Raw genomic sequence first — 17897 nt, 5'->3', positions numbered from 1 at the left:
GTACGGGCAACACTTCCCAATCGATCGATAAAGATGGGCAAACCCCGGCTATTCAAAGTTTCGCCAGAGAATCCCACTGCCTAGAATGGCAGCATCTCCCACCTGCATCCGCCGGATTGACCATGAAACGCACCATCGCCGCCGCCCTGCTCGTCCTGCTCGCCCCGCTCGCGAGCGCACAAGGCCGCCAGAACCTCCCGGCCCTGCGCACGGTCGTGGAACAGTACCTGCAGAGCCAGAGCGCCGGCCTGCCGGGCCAGGTAACGATCAAGGTGGGGCAAGTCGACCCGCGCACCAGCTTGGCTAGCTGCCCGGCGCCGGAAGCCTTCCAGCAGCCGGGCGCGCGGGCGTGGGGAAAAACAACGGTTGGGGTGCGCTGCACCGCTCCCTCGCCCTGGACGGTGTATATTCAGGCCACCGTGCAGGTGATGGCGGACTACGTCGCCGCCGCCGTGCCGCTGGCCCAGGGCCAGCCGGTCGACGCCACCCAGCTCGTCATGATGAAGGGCGACATCGCCGCCATGCCGAACGGCATCATTACCGACATGGCCCAGGCCATCGGCCGCACGCCGACCGCCTCCCTGCAGGCCGGTACGCCGCTGCGTCTCGATACCTTGCGGTCGCGCCCGGTGGTCCAGCAGGGCCAGGCGGTGCGCCTGGTGTCGAAAGGAACGAATTTCTCGGTATCAAGCGAAGCGAAGGCGATCAGCAACGCCGGCGAAGGCCAGGTGGCGCAGGCGCGGACCCAGTCGGGCACCGTGGTCAGCGGCACCGCACGGGCGGGCGGGATCATCGAAGTGGCGATCTGAAACCACGCCGCATATTTTCATGGATGGCCTTTTCTGCACTAAAGTTTGTGAGATCGCTGCCGATACAGGATGCAGATCCCGGAGTTTCCGCTCCGAACAGAGAAGGATGATGCTGTGAAAATCAACGATACCCTCAAGGGCAACCCAGGCCTTCAGCCCACCAACACCAACGGCGCCGCGAACGCACGCGGCGCCGACAAGGCCGCCACGACCGCGACGACCACCCAGGTCGCGACCGACAGCGTGCGCCTGTCCTCGCAGGGCCAGGCCATGGCCAATGCCGTGGGCGGCAACAACCAGGTGTTCGACACCAAGAAAGTCGAGCGCATCAAGATGGCCATCGCCGATGGCCAGTTCCAGGTCAACTCCGAGAAAGTCGCCGACGGCCTGCTCGACACCGTGCGCGACTTGCTCCATTCACGCAAGCGATAATCCTTCATGCCCACCAGCCCAATCTCGACCGTCCTTCAAGAACAGCAACACCTCGGCTCCCTGATCGAGCTGATGAAACAGGAACAGCAGCTGCTCGTCGCAGCTGACGCCGATGGGCTGGCGGAAACCACTCCCCGCAAGAACGCGCTGCTGCAGGCGCTCGCCGATTTGTCGGCCCAGCGCCACGCCGCGCTGCTTGCGGCCGGCTGCGAAGGCTCGGAAGCGGGCATGGAACCCTGGCTGGCGGTCGGCGGCAATGACGAAGCGAGAACCCAGTGGGAAGCGCTGCTGGCGCTGGCCCGGGAAGCCAAGGAACTCAACCGCGTCAACGGCATGCTGATCAACAAGCAGCTGGCGCACAACCAGGGCGTGCTCAACGCCCTGCGCATGCCGGCCGGCGCGGACGCGGGCGGCGTGTATGGCGCCAGCGGCCAGGCTGTGGGAAGCGGGCCATCGAAGCGCTACGTGATCGGCTGAGCCCCCCTCCTTCTCCACGAAAAATGGCCGCTTGCGCGGCCATTGTCGTTTCTACGGACTACCTCTTACTTGCTAAAGGCTTTCAGGTCGGTCTTGCGCAACAGCTCGACGTTGGCACGCTGTTCCTTCGTGAACTTGGCCAGCATCTCGGCGGCCTGTTTCTTGTTCATGGTCGGTTCGAGCCCGACGAACATGCCGGCGTGCAGCATGGCGTAGCTGGTCAGCGCGAATTCGCGAGTGCTCATGCCATGCCTGGCCAGGATCGTCTTGGCGCGCGGCTCCTTGTCGAGCACGCGTGCGAACTCGTCGGCCGACATGTTGTTGCTCTTGCCGTCGTCCTGCTCTTCCTCGTCGTCCTTTTCCAGTTTCTTGAGCTCGGGGCCAGCGGCTTTCATTTTCGCCAGCAGTGCGGGCGTGAGCAGGAAGCGCTCTTCCGGATCGGCGGCGCGGGCGTGGCTGGCGCACAGCAGCAGTGCGACGAAGGCGGCGGCGAACAGGCGGGTCATCTTCATGGTGCGTCCTTTGAATGGTGCGAACAGGTGCGCAGTATAGGATGGCCTTCTTTCGGGGGAGACCCCCACGGGTGGTGGAATCGCTGCGGGTGTATGCAGGAAAAATAGGGCTTGGTTCGGCCTAAAGGACCCTGCAGGCCGGACAGGACAGCCTCTGGGGCGCGGTGATCGCGCTCGCCATTTTCAACGCTTCAGGCGCCTTGCACTCATGCCCCCTTTCTTGCCACGCTCGATGGACTGAAACTGGAAAGCCCCGACATCTCGGAGCTTTCTAATACGTTTACTGCTTACGCAACTTTATTAGCCGCCAAATCCCACCCGCCGACAGTCGAGCCGCCACCTCCGCCGCCGATTTTCTGTTGCGTGTACTTCCATTTCACCTTGGAGAATTTCAGGCTCACATGCTCTTGCAGAATCGCACCGGCTTCGATGCCGGGTGAAATTGCGCCGATTAGTACGTTTTCCAGCTCGATTTCGAAATACTTGATAGGATTGCCGTTACCGTCGGCGCGCATGAACTCGAATTTTGCCTTTGGAATTGTCTTTCCCATGGCGCAGGTCTGCATGAGAATTGGCGATGACAAGTCTGCCATTTTGCTGAACGTGACCTCTTCCAGCTGACTCTTTCTGCCGTATGCCCACCGGAAGTTGATGCGGTTGCGCTGCGGGGCTGAATAAGCCCCCAATTCACCGATGCGCACTCGATCCAGTCTTTGTGCTTGTCGTCTTGCGACTCGCCCTTGATGCCATCGATTTGCAGATAGACGTCGATTGCCATGATTCCTCCGGTATTTGTTGAGCTTGTTATGCTGCCTTAACTAATGCAGGGGCCGGTTGCGAGGTGTCAATAGCTCATTCTTCCGCAGTGATAAGTTGATCATTTCCATCGACTGTGGAGCTAGATATGATTAGCAACGATCCCAAACCCTTAAAACCCACTGCAAGAATGAAGATGTCGCCTGAAGGGCGTGCCCGTCTCCGAGCAACGGAGAAAGCCATATACCGGTATTACAACGACATGGGGAAAAACAAGGGGCATTGCACTTGGGGCGTCGGTATACTCGCCCACAAAGGTGTTTGCACAAATGAAGAGTTGGGCAGGAAAGTATCAGTCAAGATGGTTGACCAAGAATTTGAGCGAAAGATTGCGGAGACGGAAGCAATCATTCACCGCAATATCACTGTCGAACTTAATCAAGATCAGTTCGACGCGCTTTGCAGTCTAGCTTATAACGCAGGGCCGAAAGGCTCTAGCGACACTTTTATGTTTGTGAACCGCGGAGATTTTGCCGGCGCCGCAAACAATATGTCGTTAATGATTAAGGTCACGGTAATCGAGAAAGGCAAAAAGAAGCTTGTGATAGCTCCCGGACTAATCAAGAGACGTGCTGAAGAGAGCGCGCCATTCAGGATCGAAAAAGCCGCCACTGCCACTAGCAAATGAGGAGAACTGCAAATGTCGTTCCTTCGAATTCTACCCTTGATCCGACGCGCCAGTTTTCTGCAATTTTTTTTAACACTGGCTCTTATAATACCGCCTTCAGTCGAAGCTTCAGACTCAATAGAACGTATCGTGACGGGCCAATGGCGATTTACCAAGCCGATTGATAGTGCTGACATCGCCTCTCTCGATGAACGTGAGGCGGCGCAACTAGTCGGCCATATCTTTACGATAAGGAAAGATAAAGTCGCGTTTGGTGACCGAGATTGCGGAGATACCAAATTTGAAGCGCAGAGAGTTGAGCCGACCCTGTATGTGCGTAAAGGATGGAACTCAAACGTCGAAGGGCTCAAACTCCCCAATCCCGTCACAGCTGTTGAAATAAGTTGCACTACGGTTTTTATCTTAAATCGGAACAGGCTTGTTATATTCTGGAAGGGCTGGTTCTTTGATGCCGTGCGAGTTAAGAGGTAATTACTGGCTTATATTAGTTGGTCCAATAGGTTTCGCATACCGATGTATTGGCACGCTCGGGTGTTCAACATGCCTGTCTGACGCAAGCATCGGCAGGCCAGCCCAGCTTGCCCCGGTCGTGACCATCTGTGCATTTTCCCAGCCTAGCAGCCTGTAAACTTTGGGATGTCGCCACAACGAAAACTTCGCATTGCCAACGTGCTCATGGCCGTCGGCATCGTACCCCTCCTGCTCGGCCTCGGCTGGATCGCTGCCGTCATTGCCTTTGCCCGGCAGCACAAGGGACAGATCGGAGGATCCGAGGCCTTCCTGATGATCGGCGTGCTGTTCCTCACCTATGCATTCGCGCTGGTCGTCAGCGGCGTCAGCGCCTTGTGGTCTACCCTTGTCGCAAGGCGGAACGCCGGACTGCGTACCCGCGCATCCATGATCATCCGCGGCGCCACCTGCCTCGTCCTGCTGGCACCGCTGCTCTGGTATACCTGGATGACGTTGGGTTTCTCCTGAGGCCCTCAGTCGCCGCGCAGTGCAATGTACGTCGGCGCGTCGCGCTCCACCCGCAGCCTGTCGCCCTCTTTGAACAGCTCCGTCACCTGGAGCGCGCTGCGGCGCTGCGCAGGGCCGTCGGTGCCGGTGCCGGCCCCGCCCTGCACGTTGCCGCGGCCCGGATGCGTGAAGTAGAACAGCCACGCGCGGTCACCGACCACCACGACGTCGGCATGGCCGCCGATGACGCCGTCGTCGACGCCCTTGCCCGGCTGCTGCAGCAGGTTGTCCGGCTGGCGGGTCCAGTTCACGGCATCCGTTGATCGGTACACGGCCAGGCCGCGCCACACGTCGGTGATCATCCACCACGCGCCGCGCCACTGGAACACCTTCGGCCCTTCGCCGGCCTGGTCGGCGACCACCTTCCCGCGTCCGGTCCAGTTCTCGAGGTCCGGGCTGTCGGCGTAGTAGATCGACTTGCCGTCGCGCTCGTTGTTGTACCACATGCGCCAGCCGCCGCCAGGAAGCCTGGTGACGGCGGCGTCGATGACGCGGTCCGAGGCCAGCGGGATGTCGCGCGCGTTGCGCCAGGTGCGCAGGTCGGTGCTGGTGAGCTGCACGATGTGGCGCGGGTGCTTCCAGTCGGTGAACACGCCCGGCACCACGGTCAGGAACATGCGGTAGCTGCCGTCGTCGGCGCGCACCACGTCCGGCGCCCAGTGCGTGGCATCAAGTCCGCCGAGCGCCGCCGGCAGCTCGATGTCGGCGGTGCCGACATAGCTCCAGCTGGCGCCCTCATCAACCGATTCGGCGATGCCGATCTTCGTGCCGTGCACCCACGATACGCCCGACAGGCCGGCCGCGTTGGCGCGGCGGTTGGTGTAGAACATCCACCAGGTGCCGCGCGCGGCATTGCGGATCACGACCGGGTCGGCGGCGCCGTCGAAGACGGGATCGCGGAACAGCGGCTTGGCGGCGATGCGGCCTTCCGGGGATGCCGGCACGGCGGCCGGTGCGGTTTGCGCGGCCGCGTGCGCGCCGGCCAGGATGGATGCACAGACGAGGCAGCGCAGCAGGGTTTTCATCGGCAATCGGGAAAGAGATGGTCAGCCCCCGAGTATCTGGAGCGACGCTATCCCAGTCAATCCTGTCGGCGCGGATTCAGGAAAGAATCACAAACCTGAGCATATCGTGCGAAGCCCCCACGCATGCATGCAAGTAGCCGCGCAAACAAACTTGGGCACCGGCCTTCGCCGGTGCGACGGTCTTACGGCCAACGGTAATAGTCCAGAGTAGCTCTAGGCCGGCACCTTGCCCAGCATCGCCGCAATCGCCTGCGGCTCGACCGGCCTGCTGAAGCAGTAGCCCTGCATCTGGTCGCAGCCGCGCGCCTGCAGGAAGGCCAGCTGCTCGCTGGTCTCGACGCCTTCCGCGATCACGTTCAGCTTCATCGAATGCGCCAGCGCGATCACGGCGTTGACGATGGCCGCGTCGTCGGCGTCCTGGGTCAGGTCCATCACGAAGGAACGGTCGATCTTCAGGCTGTGGATCGGGAAGCGCTTCAGGCTGGCCAGGCTGGAGTAGCCGGTGCCGAAGTCGTCGATGGCCAGCTGCACGCCCATCGCGGCCAGGCGGCCCATGGTCTCGGTGGCCGCGCCCGGGTTCTCCATCAGCACGCTCTCGGTGATCTCGAGGGTCAGGAAGGCCGGGTCGCACTCAGTCTCCGCCAGCAGCGCGGCAACGCGCTGGGCCACGTCCTGGCCCAGGAACTGGCGTGCCGACAGGTTCACGCTGATGCGCACCGGGGGCAGGCCGGCGCGGCGCCAGGCCACCTGCTGGCGCATCGCGGTGGCCAGCACCCAGTCGCCGATCGGCACGATCAGGCCGGTCTCCTCGGCCAGCGGGATGAATTCGGCGGGCGAGACCATCGGCCCGCCCACCGGCTGCCAGCGCAGCAGCGCCTCCACGCCGGAGACCACGCCGCTGCCGATGTCCACCACCGGCTGGTAGTGCAGCAGGAATTCCTCGCGCTGCAGGGCGCGTTGCAGCGCCCCTTCCATGCGCAGGTGCTGGGCCGCCTGCTCGCCCATCTCGGCGGCGTAGAAGGAATGATGGTTGCCGCCCTTGCCCTTGGAGCCGTACATGGCGCTGTCGGCGTTCTTCAGCAGGGTGGCGCTGTCCTCGCCGTCGCGTGGATACATGGCGATGCCGATGCTCCCGGACGGGAAGACTTCCTGCCCGCACAGGAGCATGGGCTGGAACAGGTTGTCGAGCAGCTTGCGCGCCACCTTGGCCGCGTCGTCCTGGCCCGCCAGGTCGGGCAGCACCACCACGAATTCGTCGCCGCCCTGGCGCGCCACGGTGTCGCTCTCGCGCAGGCTGCTCGACAGGCGGCGCGCGATCTCGACGATCAGGGCGTCGCCGGCATCGTGGCCGAGGCTGTCGTTGACGTGCTTGAAGCGGTCCAGGTCGATGAACATCACCGCCACCTGGCGCCCCGCGCGATGGGCGTGCATGATGGCCTGGCCCAGGCGGTCCTGCATCAGGACCCGGTTGGGCAGGCCGGTCAGGGCATCGTGGTTGGCCAGGCGCAGCAGGGCTTCCTCGGCCTGCTTCTGGCGCTGGATGTCCTTGATGACACAGATGAAGCGCTGGTTGCCGTTGGCGTCGCGCATGCGCGACACGGTGACGCTGACCCAGACCCGGGCGCCGTCGCGCCGGATCAGGCGCTTCTCGCGCTGGTAGTCGCTGATCTCGCCGGCCTTCAGGCGGTTGATCAGTGCCAGCTCGTCCGGCAGGTCGTCGTCGCAGGTCAACTGCTGGAAGAAGCGCTGCAGCAGCTCGACCTCGGAATAGCCGAGGATGTGCGACATCTTGCTGTTGGTACGCAGCACGCGGCCGTCGCTGCCCAGCAGCGCGATGCCGACCGCGGCCTGGTTGAAGGTAAGGCGGAAGAACTCCTCGCTCTCCTGCAGGCGCAACCTGGCCTTGCGGCGGAAGGTGATGTCCTGGCCGATCAGGAGCAGCATGTAGCTGCCGTCCTTGCGCGCGCGGCGGATGTTGAAGTCGACGTAGCGCACGCCGTCGGCGCGGCCGTCGAGCGTGACCAGCACGTGGTCGTGGCGCGCGCCGGAGGCCAGCGCCTCGGCGGCGCGGTCGGCCAGTTCGCGGCAGGGAATCAGCTCTTCGAGCGCGGGTTTCCGCTCCAGCAGCAGGCTGTCGGGCACGCCCAGCAGGTCGGCCATGGTGCGGTTCATCGAGCGCACGCGCAGTTCGGCGTCCACCACCACCAGGCCGGCCGGCATGCCGTCGATGACCTGCTCCAGGTAGTTCTGATTCTGCAGGCTGCTGCGCTGGCTGGCATGGGTATAGGTGTCGAGCGCCAGGCCCATGTCGAAGCAGACGATCTTCAGCACCGCTTCCAGGGCGGCGCGGAAGCGTTCCGGCTGCCCGCGCAGGCGGCGCCACAGCAGGCCGGACAGCTCCGACAGGTATTTGCGGTAGGCCCCGATGTACCACTTCGGATCGAGCCCGATCTGCTGGTGGGTCGCGCCCACGCGCAGGCGCTCGCGCATGTATTCCTCGCCATACTCGCCGGCCGTCAGGCTGCTGAAGTAGGCGGCCTGCACGTGCCGCAGGCGCGCCTCGGCGCCGTCGCCCAGCATGCCGCGCAGCTTCGGGAAGGACATCAGGTGCGCGTAGAAGCGGTCCGAGAAGGCGTCACGATGGGACTCGAGCAGCGCGTGCACGTCGCGCAGGGCCTCGATGTCGGGCTCGTCCAGTTCCAGGTAGGCCTTGCGCGCCGCGACTTCCTCGCAGTCGAGCCCGATCTCGCGGGCGAGCTCGTCAACAAGGTCATGCAGGGCGTTCATGGCTTAGAAAGGAGAAATATTTACGGGAGGATAGTTTGATTGCATCATAGCAATGGCTCTGTCCCGAATCGAGCAAATAATCACAGATAATCACATCTGTTGTTAATAGGCCATACTCACGGTGTGGTTTTGTTGCCCGCGGTAAATATACGCTTGGGATTGCTCAAGATGCGGTCGCGCCGGCGGCGCACAGTAGGTTCAATCCCAACTGCAAGGAGCCCGCCATGCGCCACTCAATCCTGCCGCGCCCGCTGCTGTCCTTGACGCTGGCCCTGTCCGCCCTGCCCGCGCTGGCGCAGGACGTCAACGTCAGCGTCCAGCCCGTGCGTGAAAAATTCGCCCGCAGCGACGAGGTGCTGGTGCGCGTCACCCTGCAGAACAACAGCGCCACGCCGCAGTTCCTGCTCAAGTGGCACACCCCGGTGGCGGGCGTGCAGGCGCCGCTGTTCGAGGTGCTGCGCGACGGCCAGCCAGTACGCTACCTCGGCATCAAGGCCAAGCGCCCGGCCCCCGGCCCGGACGACTACCTGCGGCTGGAACCCGGCGCCACGCTCACCAGCACGGTCGAGCTGTCGGCGCTGTACGAGATGAGCGTCACCGGCCCCTACCAGCTGCGCTACCGCACCGCCTCGAGCGGCCTGTTCGCCGCCTCCGGAATGCGCCCGGTGCCGGGTGCGCTGGCGTCCAGCCAGGTCGGGATCTGGATCGACGGGCGCCTGCCGCGCGGGGCCAGGCCGCCGGCCAAGCAGGCCGTCGCCGGCGCCGCCTCGCTGGAATTCAGCAAGTGCTCGAACGCCCAGCAGGAGCAGCTGGCGGCGGCCGTGGACGCCGGCAAGGCGATGACGGTCGACGCCCACAACTACCTGGCGGCGGGCGCCGGGGGCGCGCAGTACGGCGCCCGCTACGGCACCTGGTTCGGCGCCCTGGATGCCGGCCGCGCCGCCACCGTGAACACCAATTTCACGGCGATCCGCGACGCCTTCGAGACCAAGCCCCTGAAGATCGACTGCGGCTGCAACGAAAACTATTTCGCCTACGTGTATCCGGCCCAGCCCTACGCGATCTATGTCTGCAAGGCGTTCTGGACCGCGTCCCTGACCGGCACCGACTCGCGCGGCGGCACCCTGCTGCACGAGCTGAGCCACTTCGACGTGGTCGCCGCCACCGACGACCACGTATACGGCCAGCAGGGAGCGGCCGAGCTGGCCAGGACCAATCCGGCGCATGCGGTCAACAACGCCGATTCGCACGAGTATTTCGGCGAGAACACCCCGGCGCTGGACTGATGTAGGGTGGGCGGGTCTTCCCGCCCACGCGGTGATAGTTGGAGGATAAAAGACGCGTTACGATGATCTCGCCGCTGGTTGACCGCGTGGGCGGGGGACCCGCCCACCCTACAACACCGAAGGGCCGGCAACGCCGGCCCGTTTTCATTGGCTGAAACTGAACTTCACCGGCGCGGCCGGACTGTGTTTTACCGCGTCGAGCTGCGTGAGATTCGCCAGCCACGGCCCGTCGTAACGGATCTCGTAGCCCTGCTTCCCTTTCCTGAAAGCGTAGGACGGCGTGATGTCGATGGTGTTCATGTGCATGCTGTGCGGCGCCACTTCCTGCCAGTCGCTGGCCGTGAGCGCGCCGCGCTTGACCATCATGCCCACATAGTCGAGCGGCCGGTCCCTGGCGTCGCGCAGCTCGAAGCGGCGGCCGGTGATCTCGTCGCCGGCGGCGATTTCGCGCGGGATGTAGATCGCGGTGTCGCCGCGGTTCTCGACCAGCAGGCGCACCCGTACCGTACCGCCGCCGGTTTCGACCTCGAGCTGGTGGCGCACCTGCTCTTCCTTCTCCTGCGCGCCGACGACGCCGGCTGCGCTCACCAGGCCTCCGAGGACCAGCAGGGCCGGCGGCAAAAAGCGTGTGACATGCATTCTTTCTCCTTGAAATATTATTTCAAAAGAACTGCAGAAACGTACTTTTATTTCATGCCTACTATACACCCGCCGGCAGCGGTTCCGGCACCGACGCCAGGATCATCACCGCCACGCGCCGGTTGCGCGCCTGGTTGGCGGGCGTGTCGTTCGGCGCCACCGGGCGCGTCGCGCCATGGCCGATGGCCGACAGGCGCACATCCTGCACGCCGCTCTCGATGAACAGGCGCACCACGCTGGCCGCGCGCACCGCCGACAGTTCCCAGTTGGAGGCGAAGCGCTCGTTGGTGATCGGCAGGTTGTCAGTATGGCCCTCGACCTCGATGCGCTGCGGCGCATCCTTGAGCAGGCCCGCCACCGCGCCCAGCACCTCGCGCGCCTCCTGCTGCAGGGTCGCCTCGCCTTGCGCGAACAGCACGCTCGCATTGAGTTCGATGCCGATGCCGCGCGCGTTCTGCGTCACCCGCACCTGGCCCGATTTCACCAGCGGCATCAGGGTGGCCGTGAGGTCTTTCGCCAGGATTTCCATGCGCTCGCGCTCGCGCCGCGCGGCTTCCTGGCGCTTGCGGTTGACGATGTGCGACAGCGGCAGCACCGGCTCGACGCTGGTGTGCGCCTGCGGCGCCACGCTGCGCCCGCCGAAGGCGTCGCCCAGGGCTTCGGACAGCACCGCGTATTTTCCCTCGTTGACGATCGAGATCGCGTACATGACGACGAAGAAGGCGAACAGCAGCGTGATGAAATCGGCATAGGAGATCAGCCAGCGCTCGTGGTTTTCCTGGGCCCCATCGTCGTAGCGTTTGCGCGCCATGATCCGGTCAGTGGCGCGTTAGCAGGCTCGCCACCCGTTCGTCGACCACGCGGGTGTGGTCGCCGGTGGCGAGGTCGTGGAAGACTTCGGCGAGGATCTCGTACTGGGCCACCTTGTCGCTGACGATGGCCTTCAGTTTATTCCCGACCGGGTAGAAGAACAGGTTGGCCAGTCCCACGCCGTACACGGTGGAGACGAAGGCCACCGCGATGCCGGACCCCAGGCGCGCCGGATCGGACAGGTTTTCCATCACGTGGATCAGGCCCAGCACCGCGCCCAGGATACCGATGGTGGGCGCATAGCCGGCCGCCGACTCCCAGATGCGCGCCGCCTGGCGCTGCGAGAATTCGTAGGCGTTGATCTCGTTCTCGAGCAGGCTGCGGATCTTCTCGGGCTGGATGCCGTCGACCACCAGGCGCAGGCCCTTCTGGATGAATTTATCCTTGGTGCCCATGTACTGCTCGAGCGAGAGCAGGCCGTCGCGCCGCGCGGAGAGGCTCCACAGCGCGATCTCGCGCGACAGCAGCTCACGGTTCGATTTAGGCGGGAAAAACACCCAGCGCAGCATGCGCAGGCCCAGCATGAAGCTGCGCCGCTCGCTCTGCAGCAGGGTGGCGCCGAAGGTGCCGATCACCACGATGGCGAAGGCGGACGGATGGATCAGCGACGCGAACTTGCCGCCGTCCAGCGTATGACCGATGAAGATGCCCGCGATCGCGAGCACCAGGCCGGCTACGCTGGCCCAGTCCACAATTGCTCCCGCAGCGCCGCGCGCAGACGCGACACGGCCTGGGTGTGCAGCTGCGACACCCGCGACTCGCTCACGCCCATGACGGCGCCGATTTCCTTCAGGTTGAGTTCTTCCTCGTAGTAGAGCCCCATCAGCATCTTCTCGCGCGGCGGCAAGGCGTCGATGGCGTCGATCACGGCCTGGCGGAAGCCCGTATCGAGCAGGCTGCGCAGCGGATCGCTGTCGTCCACCGCATAGCGGTCGAGGAAGCTGTCGCTGCCGCCGTCCTCGCCCTGGTCGTGGAAGTCTTCGTAGTAGAGCAGCTGGTGGCCGCCGCCGTCGCCCAGCATCTCCTGGTAGTCGGCAAGCGACATCTTGAGCGACTTGGCGATCTCGGATTCGCTGGCCGGACGGCCCAGGCGCTGCTGCAGCGCCTCCATCGCGGCTTCCACCTTGCGCATGTTCTGGCGCGTACTGCGCGGCATCCAGTCGCTGTTGCGCAGCTCGTCGAGCATGGCGCCGCGGATGCGCAGCACCGCATAGGTCTCGAACTGGGCGCCGTGGTTGTCTTCGTAGCGGTTGATCGCGTCGAGCAGGCCCATCATGCCGGCCTGCACCAGGTCATCGACTTCCACCGAAGGCGGCAGCTTGGCCTTCATGTGGTGGGCAAGACGCTTCACCAACGGCATGTGCTCCGTCAGCAAATGGTTCTTGTCCGCTTTCCCTTTGACCGTGTACATGCGTTCTGCTTTTCTCTTCCGCTATCTTTGTTCTTCATCCCCTGCCCATGCCAGGCATCGCGTGCAACGCGAACTTGCCTGCCAGGCGACGGAAGGCGACCGAGGCCCCCGCCAGCGGGAAGGCATCGACCACCGCCCGGCCCAGGCGCGCGGCCCGGTGCAGGTACTCGTCGGCCGGCACCGAACCCATCGAGCGCAGGTTGACCGCCAGGTAGCGTGTTGCCGCAGCTGACATATTATCGTATACCACCTTGGCCTCCGCCTCTGTCGCGCCGGTCACCAGGATGCCGAAGGGACGGCGGCCCAGTTGCTGCGCCAGGCGCTTGATCAGCGCATAGGCATTCGTGATCGACGCGGCGCTGGTAGAGACCTGCACCACGATCTCCGAGCTCGCCATCAGCGGCAGCGGGAATTCGCCGCTTGGCCCCAGTTCGCCGTCGACCATCACGATGCCGGCCTGCCCCACCAGCACGTCGAAGGTCTTGGCCAGGCGGCGCGCGTCATTGCTGCCGTGCGGACGGCCGAGCGATGCCACCGAAAAGCCCTGCGGCACCGCGTGCAGCACCTGGTTCAGGCCATACTCCTGGCGCGCCACGGCGGCCAGGCTGGCGGCCCGGTTCAGGCCCAGGCGGCGCGCCACGCCGTAGTCGCGTTCGCAGGCGTCGACGATCAGGACCTCGTTCCCCAGCTGGGCCAGCGAGGCGCCCAGGTTGACCAGCATGGCGCCCTTGTCGTCTTCGGGCGTGGCGGACAGAAAAGTGACGATGCGCGGGCGCGGGCCCTGCAGCATCCGGCGCAGGCCTTCGGCCTGGTCGAAATCGAAACTAGCCAAGGTGCACCTCGCGCAGCGAACGGTCCTGGCCGGCGGCGGCCATCATCAGCGGCAGGTCGGCGTCGCCGAACTGGCTTGCCGCGTTGCGGTTGTTGCGGAAGGCGCGGTCGATCAGCATGGCGCGGTCGGCCAGGTGCAGGTCTTCCGGCACGCGCTGGCCGTTCGAGATGTAGTGCAGGTTGAGCTTCTGGCGGATCACGACGTCGAGCACGTTGCCAATCGAGGCGGCTTCGTCCAGCTTGGTCATGATGCAGCCGGCCAGGCCCGAGCCCTGGTAGGCGCGCACCACTTCGTTCAGGGTCTCGCCGGTCGAGGTCGCGTTCAGGCACAGCAGGCGCTTCACGTCGGCGCCGGATTCGGAGAGCATGGCCACCTGTTCGGTCACCATCTGGTCGCGCTGCGACATGCCGATGGTGTCGATCAGGACGGTGTGCTTGTTCTTGAGTTCTTTCAGGGCGATGCGCAGGTCGGCCTCGTCCTTCACCGAGTGCACCATCACGCCGAGGATCTTGCCGTAGATGCGCAGCTGCTCGTGGCCGCCGATACGGTAGGCGTCGGTGGTGATCAGGGCCAGCTTGTCAGGTCCGTGGCGCATCACGCAGCGCGCTGCCAGCTTGGCGGTGGTGGTGGTCTTGCCGACGCCGGTCGGGCCAACCAGGGCAAACACGCCGCCGCGGTTCAAGAGATCGTCTTCGTTGGCGATGGTGGTGAGGTTGCGCGCCAGGACGGTCTTGATCCAGCGGAGGGCTTCGGCCACATCTTTCGTCGCCGGCATCTTGTCGATCAGGTAGCGCGCCAGGGTGGCCGAGAAGCCGGCAGCCAGCATCTCGCGCAGCACGGCGGCCTTCTGCGGCTCGCGCTGTTGCGTCGCGTTCCAGGACAGTTCGGCCAGCTGGGTTTCCATCAGGCCGCGCATGGCGCGGATCTCGTTCATCATGCCGCTCATTTCGTGAGCAGCCGATTCCTTGGCCTGGGCGATGGCGGCGCTCATCATCTGGGTCATGGCGGCCATGTCGATGCCCGGCTCCGGGCTCGGGGCGCGACGGTTGACGTAGGTCGGCGGGATTTCCGGTTCGATGGCAGGCGCTGCGCGGCGTTCCACATAAGCTTGGCCGGCGAACGGGTCCAGCTTCGGCGCAGCGGCGCGTGGCGCAGGCTGGCGCGGTTCCGGGGCGGCGGGCGCGAAGGCGGCCGGGGCGCGGCTGAAGACGGGTTCCGGGTCGAAATCGTTGTCGAAGGCCTGGAAGCTCGGCGCCTGCGGCTCGTCGATGGCTGGGGAAGCCAATGCGGCGACGTCGTCGTTGTCGAGTGCGAGGATCTCGACCACGCCGTCCACCGGGCGGTTGGAAAGGATGACCGCGTCAGGGCCGAGCGCCTCGCGCACCTTGCGCAAGGCGTCACGGGAAGTAGCCGCTGTAAATTTCTTCACGTTCATCGTTTCTCTCCGCACTTCAACTGTACTGTTCTATGTCTGATTGATGGGCGCAATCGCCCTTACATAGCCCACATTATTGGCGATGCCATGAGGAAACCATCGAGGGAAAAGGGAGGGAAACCAGGCTTATTTCCCCACGGTCGTCGCTTCCTGCGCCAACCGGGGAAGCAAACGAAGGGAAATTGTGGCATCACAGCGACCGTATTCGGCGCTTGCCTATGCTCGACAAGCTGGAGCAAACCTCCCGGGAGAAACGCACATGCTTCGCTGCTCGTTTGAACTCAATGGTAAACCGATGAGCATGGTTAACGTGTATGCAACACAGTTTCCAGCGTTCTCGGGCTTAGGAGCCCATGCAAATCGCCGGGAATTTGCCTGCCATGCAGGCGTTGGGCCGATTCCCCCTGGTCTCTACTACATAATCGATCGCCAATCGGGTGGCATGCTGGGTCCCTTGCGCGACCTCTTCAGTAACAAATCGGACTGGTTTGCCCTCTATGCCGCTGACGGAAAAATTGACGATGAAACTTTCTGCAATAAAGTAAAGCGAGGCAGTTTTCGGCTTCACCCGAAGGGAAGCCTGGGTATCAGCCAGGGTTGCATTACTATCGACAGCCGTGCTGATTTCAACATCTTGCGCGCCCGCCTGAAGGCAAGCAGTCAGATCGCCATTCCTGGCAGCGCCTTGATGGCTTACGGCCAAATAACAGTCAAGTGAAACCGACTACCACACGCTTCATGCTTGGCACCTGGGTTCTGGCCGGCACCGCCGCCCTAGGGCATTTTTGGCTCGCGCGTCCCGACCTTGGCCCGCAGCTGCCGCCAGCAGTGTCGCTCTGGCTGATCGAGCTTTACAGCTCGACCAACGGAGAAGAACTACGGGATCTCGAAACCTTGCTCGCACTCAGTAGTGCGCTTGTTGTTATCCTTGCTCTGACATTTGCAGGCTGGTTTATCTTCCGGCGTTGCGCGCACAGGCCGGCGTCTTAGCCGGGGCGATATCGACCAGTGCCTGAGGCCAGCCCGACGATTCCTTACATCGCCCCCGCCAAGATAGTCACCCGAATCGTCTTCGTTTCCGGAATCTGCGCCTGCTGGGCGGCGGCATTGGCCGCCTCTTGGGTAATGGCGCACGACAGCTGAAACGCGCGACAGATCATGCCAGATATGCAACAATCATCTACAACGCTGATAACTGATATAAGTAGCGTGATTACAACGCAATGTTACGGCGAGCAATCAGTTGATGAAACTCAATTGTCTCAGATTGTAACTGTGACGAATTTGATGCATACTCGGTCGTACCGGGTTTCCGGAACAATAACGAAAGGCCCAACAGATGAAGTTCAGGATACCGAAGCGTCAAGCCGGCATGTCTGGAGAAGCCTTTTTGATCACCTTCTGCAAGACGCTGGACAACAGCATCCCTGCCCTGAGGGCGGCGTTCCTGATCGCAGGCGTCATCGCCGCAGGCCTGCGTTTGGGTCGTGTGGGAGATTTCCTGTTCGTCACAGGATTGTTGTTGCACTTCTCGATCTGGTTCGAGAACTGGTGGGTACAGCGGCGACGCCGCTGATACCGGCCGCCGCGGACCGGTATCGCGGCGTGCAAATCAGGAAGACGAGGAAGCGTTGGCGCTGGCCGAGATGGCGTCGGCGCTGGCACGACCGGCAACACCCCAGCGGCCACGCACGAGACGGCCATACACCACGATGTAGAGCGCAAGCTGCGCCGCCACGATCGCCAGGCTGACCGGCGCCGATGCGCCGGCAATCACACTCACCGCCACGCACATCGCCACCGCAGGAGCGATGAAGCACACCACGCTGGCATTGCGGTTCCACGGACGCGACGCGTCACGGCGGACATGCTTGAAGACGAGCCGGCGGTACACCAGCGTATGCAGGTGCAGCGCGTCCGGCGCGCCCGGGCTGACGTTCTGGATCACGCGGCGGCGATACATGCTGAACAGCACCTCGATGACCGGATAGCCGCAGATCGCCAGCACCTGCCATGCATTCACCGACGGGTTGCGCACCAGGAGCAGCACGGCCATTTCCGAGACCAGGAAGCCCAGGAAGTAAGCGCCGCCATCGCCCAGGAACAGCTTGCCGAACGGATAGTTCAAGGCCAGGAAACCGGCGGTCGCGCCGATGCACAGAGCGCCGATGGCCACCACCAGATGGTCGCCATGCTGCAGGCCGACGGCAGCCAGGCCGGCGGACATGATGATGATCGTGCTGCTCGACAAGCCGTTGAAGCCGTCGATGATGTTGATGGCATTCGAGCCGCCCGAGACGACCACGGCCGTCACGATGATGGCGAACGGAGCAAATGCGAGCAGCGTATCCACGCCCCACAGGTCGAGTTCGGTCACGGTCGCGCCCAGGGCGGCGCTGGCGATCATCGCACTCATGGCGGTCGCGGCCAGGCGCACCCGAACGGACACGCGCTTGGTGAAGTCTTCGATCAGGCCGGCGAGGAAAGCCGGCAGGCTGGCGAGCAGCAGCAGGCGGATGTCGGCCGAATGCAGGGGGTTGACGCCAGCCGGCGCCAGCATCTGGAACAGCGCCAGACCAAGCAGCACGCCTGCCATGACACCGATACCGCCGATGCGCGGCACTGCGGTCGTGTGCACCTTCTGCACGCCGTTCAGGTCGTGGTCGTGAGAGAGCTTACCGTGCCATTTCTGCGACAGGACGATCAGCAGACACACAGCAAAACTCACGGCCAACGCCGTCAAGCCAAGCCCAAATTGTTGATATTCCAGCATTATTAATCGCAAAGACACCGAACGTGTTCAATCCAACTGAACAACGTTGGCTGATCGGGAGGTGGTTGTAGATGAGCCGCGATGACATCACGGCCCGGGAAATTTCGTGCACTGTTTTAGAGCAACGAGAATGTTATCACAAATCAAC

20 protein-coding genes and 1 pseudogene are annotated in these 17897 nt (G+C 63.6%); 10 read left to right on the top strand and 11 right to left on the bottom strand.

Going from position 1 to position 17897, the window contains the following annotated elements; genetic code table 11:
• The first annotated feature begins 122 nt into the window (after positions 1-122).
• The 3 genes from flgA to B2R83_RS08330 all read left to right on the top strand — a co-directional run bounded on the left by flgA (position 123) and on the right by B2R83_RS08330 (position 1718).
• Complete coding sequence (gene flgA, locus B2R83_RS08340) at positions 123-809, top strand: flagellar basal body P-ring formation chaperone FlgA (protein ID WP_292040037.1); 687 nt, start codon at positions 123-125, stop codon at positions 807-809.
• Positions 810-923: 114 nt separating this feature from the next.
• Positions 924-1241, top strand: a complete 318-nt coding sequence (gene flgM, locus B2R83_RS08335; protein WP_027864458.1) for a flagellar biosynthesis anti-sigma factor FlgM — start codon at positions 924-926, stop codon at positions 1239-1241.
• 6 nt (positions 1242-1247) lie between these two features.
• Positions 1248-1718 (top strand): flagella synthesis protein FlgN, encoded by a 471-nt coding sequence (locus tag B2R83_RS08330; RefSeq protein WP_209588817.1) that lies wholly within the window; start codon positions 1248-1250, stop codon positions 1716-1718.
• 65 nt (positions 1719-1783) lie between these two features.
• Here B2R83_RS08330 and B2R83_RS08325 read toward each other — a convergent pair whose 3' ends face one another.
• Together B2R83_RS08325 and B2R83_RS08320 are read right to left on the bottom strand one after the other, a co-directional pair.
• On the bottom strand, positions 1784-2230 hold the full coding sequence (locus tag B2R83_RS08325; protein ID WP_292040030.1) for a hypothetical protein: 447 nt from the start codon (positions 2228-2230) through the stop codon (positions 1784-1786).
• A gap of 287 nt (positions 2231-2517) precedes the next feature.
• A pseudogene (locus B2R83_RS08320) lies at positions 2518-3008 on the bottom strand (Hcp family type VI secretion system effector).
• A 126-nt stretch (positions 3009-3134) separates the two neighbouring features.
• Here B2R83_RS08320 and B2R83_RS08315 point away from each other — a divergent pair.
• The 3 genes from B2R83_RS08315 to B2R83_RS08305 all read left to right on the top strand — a co-directional run bounded on the left by B2R83_RS08315 (position 3135) and on the right by B2R83_RS08305 (position 4652).
• Positions 3135-3674 (top strand): lysozyme, encoded by a 540-nt coding sequence (locus tag B2R83_RS08315; protein WP_292040028.1) that lies wholly within the window; start codon positions 3135-3137, stop codon positions 3672-3674.
• Positions 3675-3686: 12 nt separating this feature from the next.
• Entirely contained in the window at positions 3687-4145 is a 459-nt protein-coding gene (locus tag B2R83_RS08310; protein ID WP_292040026.1) for a hypothetical protein, read from the top strand.
• Positions 4146-4310: 165 nt separating this feature from the next.
• Positions 4311-4652 (top strand): hypothetical protein, encoded by a 342-nt coding sequence (locus B2R83_RS08305; RefSeq protein WP_292040024.1) that lies wholly within the window; start codon positions 4311-4313, stop codon positions 4650-4652.
• A 5-nt stretch (positions 4653-4657) separates the two neighbouring features.
• Here the strand turns inward: B2R83_RS08305 and B2R83_RS08300 are convergent, their stop codons facing one another.
• Both B2R83_RS08300 and B2R83_RS08295 read right to left on the bottom strand, forming a co-directional pair.
• Positions 4658-5716, bottom strand: a complete 1059-nt coding sequence (locus B2R83_RS08300; RefSeq protein WP_292040022.1) for a hypothetical protein — start codon at positions 5714-5716, stop codon at positions 4658-4660.
• Between the two features lie 213 nt (positions 5717-5929).
• A complete protein-coding gene (locus B2R83_RS08295) occupies positions 5930-8503 on the bottom strand; it encodes an EAL domain-containing protein (RefSeq protein WP_292040020.1) in 2574 nt (857 codons plus the stop codon).
• Between the two features lie 224 nt (positions 8504-8727).
• On the opposite strand from B2R83_RS08295, the gene B2R83_RS08290 reads away from it, so the two are divergent.
• Positions 8728-9789 carry a M35 family metallo-endopeptidase gene (locus tag B2R83_RS08290; RefSeq protein ID WP_292040019.1) on the top strand — a complete coding sequence of 354 codons (1062 nt, stop codon included), beginning with the start codon at positions 8728-8730 and terminating at the stop codon, positions 9787-9789.
• A 144-nt stretch (positions 9790-9933) separates the two neighbouring features.
• On the opposite strand, the gene B2R83_RS08285 is transcribed toward B2R83_RS08290, so the two are convergent.
• The 6 genes from B2R83_RS08285 to flhF all read right to left on the bottom strand — a co-directional run bounded on the left by B2R83_RS08285 (position 9934) and on the right by flhF (position 14976).
• A complete protein-coding gene (locus B2R83_RS08285) occupies positions 9934-10428 on the bottom strand; it encodes a hypothetical protein (RefSeq protein ID WP_292040016.1) in 495 nt (164 codons plus the stop codon).
• Positions 10429-10489: 61 nt separating this feature from the next.
• Positions 10490-11239 (bottom strand): flagellar motor protein MotD, encoded by a 750-nt coding sequence (gene motD, locus B2R83_RS08280; RefSeq protein WP_292040014.1) that lies wholly within the window; start codon positions 11237-11239, stop codon positions 10490-10492.
• Positions 11240-11246: 7 nt separating this feature from the next.
• Positions 11247-11990, bottom strand: coding sequence for a flagellar motor protein (locus B2R83_RS08275; RefSeq protein WP_209588807.1), 744 nt, complete (start codon positions 11988-11990; stop codon positions 11247-11249).
• A complete protein-coding gene (locus tag B2R83_RS08270) occupies positions 11972-12709 on the bottom strand; it encodes an RNA polymerase sigma factor FliA (RefSeq protein WP_036212228.1) in 738 nt (245 codons plus the stop codon). The genes B2R83_RS08275 and B2R83_RS08270 overlap by 19 nt, the downstream gene beginning before the upstream one ends.
• A 34-nt stretch (positions 12710-12743) precedes the next feature.
• Positions 12744-13541, bottom strand: a complete 798-nt coding sequence (locus tag B2R83_RS08265; protein ID WP_292040010.1) for a MinD/ParA family ATP-binding protein — start codon at positions 13539-13541, stop codon at positions 12744-12746.
• On the bottom strand, positions 13534-14976 hold the full coding sequence (gene flhF / locus B2R83_RS08260; protein ID WP_292040008.1) for a flagellar biosynthesis protein FlhF: 1443 nt from the start codon (positions 14974-14976) through the stop codon (positions 13534-13536). Before flhF ends, B2R83_RS08265 begins: the two co-directional genes overlap by 8 nt.
• 259 nt (positions 14977-15235) lie before the next feature.
• Between flhF and B2R83_RS08255 the strand changes: the two genes are divergently transcribed.
• The 3 genes from B2R83_RS08255 to B2R83_RS08245 all read left to right on the top strand — a co-directional run bounded on the left by B2R83_RS08255 (position 15236) and on the right by B2R83_RS08245 (position 16552).
• Positions 15236-15694, top strand: a complete 459-nt coding sequence (locus B2R83_RS08255; protein ID WP_292040006.1) for a DUF2778 domain-containing protein — start codon at positions 15236-15238, stop codon at positions 15692-15694.
• A complete protein-coding gene (locus B2R83_RS08250) occupies positions 15691-15966 on the top strand; it encodes a hypothetical protein (RefSeq protein WP_292040003.1) in 276 nt (91 codons plus the stop codon). The genes B2R83_RS08255 and B2R83_RS08250 overlap by 4 nt, the downstream gene beginning before the upstream one ends.
• 349 nt (positions 15967-16315) lie before the next feature.
• On the top strand, positions 16316-16552 hold the full coding sequence (locus B2R83_RS08245) for a hypothetical protein (RefSeq protein ID WP_292040002.1): 237 nt from the start codon (positions 16316-16318) through the stop codon (positions 16550-16552).
• Between the two features lie 36 nt (positions 16553-16588).
• On the opposite strand, the gene B2R83_RS08240 is transcribed toward B2R83_RS08245, so the two are convergent.
• On the bottom strand, positions 16589-17704 hold the full coding sequence (locus B2R83_RS08240; RefSeq protein WP_292039999.1) for an MraY family glycosyltransferase: 1116 nt from the start codon (positions 17702-17704) through the stop codon (positions 16589-16591).
• Positions 17705-17897: the final 193 nt, after the last annotated feature.

It is taken from the genome of Massilia sp. UBA6681 (genome assembly GCF_002454935.1).
In the GTDB taxonomy this organism is placed as follows: Bacteria; Pseudomonadota; Gammaproteobacteria; order Burkholderiales; family Burkholderiaceae_D; genus Telluria; species Telluria varians.
This window is presented reverse-complemented; position numbering and strand designations above follow the sequence as displayed.

Excerpts from the sequence above, each read along its gene's own strand:
- B2R83_RS08270 (WP_036212228.1), bottom strand. The coding sequence starts at position 12,709 with ATGTACACGGTCAAAGGGAAAGCGGACAAGAACCATTTGCTGACGGAG.
- motD (WP_292040014.1), bottom strand. The coding sequence starts at position 11,239 with ATGGCGCGCAAACGCTACGACGATGGGGCCCAGGAAAACCACGAGCGC.
- flgA (WP_292040037.1), top strand. The coding sequence starts at position 123 with ATGAAACGCACCATCGCCGCCGCCCTGCTCGTCCTGCTCGCCCCGCTC.
- B2R83_RS08255 (WP_292040006.1), top strand. The coding sequence starts at position 15,236 with ATGCTTCGCTGCTCGTTTGAACTCAATGGTAAACCGATGAGCATGGTT.
- B2R83_RS08310 (WP_292040026.1), top strand. The coding sequence starts at position 3,687 with ATGTCGTTCCTTCGAATTCTACCCTTGATCCGACGCGCCAGTTTTCTG.
- B2R83_RS08330 (WP_209588817.1), top strand. The coding sequence starts at position 1,248 with ATGCCCACCAGCCCAATCTCGACCGTCCTTCAAGAACAGCAACACCTC.
- B2R83_RS08285 (WP_292040016.1), bottom strand. The coding sequence starts at position 10,428 with ATGCATGTCACACGCTTTTTGCCGCCGGCCCTGCTGGTCCTCGGAGGC.
- B2R83_RS08305 (WP_292040024.1), top strand. The coding sequence starts at position 4,311 with ATGTCGCCACAACGAAAACTTCGCATTGCCAACGTGCTCATGGCCGTC.
- B2R83_RS08290 (WP_292040019.1), top strand. The coding sequence starts at position 8,728 with ATGCGCCACTCAATCCTGCCGCGCCCGCTGCTGTCCTTGACGCTGGCC.
- B2R83_RS08295 (WP_292040020.1), bottom strand. The coding sequence starts at position 8,503 with ATGAACGCCCTGCATGACCTTGTTGACGAGCTCGCCCGCGAGATCGGG.
- B2R83_RS08300 (WP_292040022.1), bottom strand. The coding sequence starts at position 5,716 with ATGAAAACCCTGCTGCGCTGCCTCGTCTGTGCATCCATCCTGGCCGGC.
- B2R83_RS08325 (WP_292040030.1), bottom strand. The coding sequence starts at position 2,230 with ATGAAGATGACCCGCCTGTTCGCCGCCGCCTTCGTCGCACTGCTGCTG.
- B2R83_RS08315 (WP_292040028.1), top strand. The coding sequence starts at position 3,135 with ATGATTAGCAACGATCCCAAACCCTTAAAACCCACTGCAAGAATGAAG.
- flhF (WP_292040008.1), bottom strand. The coding sequence starts at position 14,976 with ATGAACGTGAAGAAATTTACAGCGGCTACTTCCCGTGACGCCTTGCGC.
- B2R83_RS08245 (WP_292040002.1), top strand. The coding sequence starts at position 16,316 with ATGAAGTTCAGGATACCGAAGCGTCAAGCCGGCATGTCTGGAGAAGCC.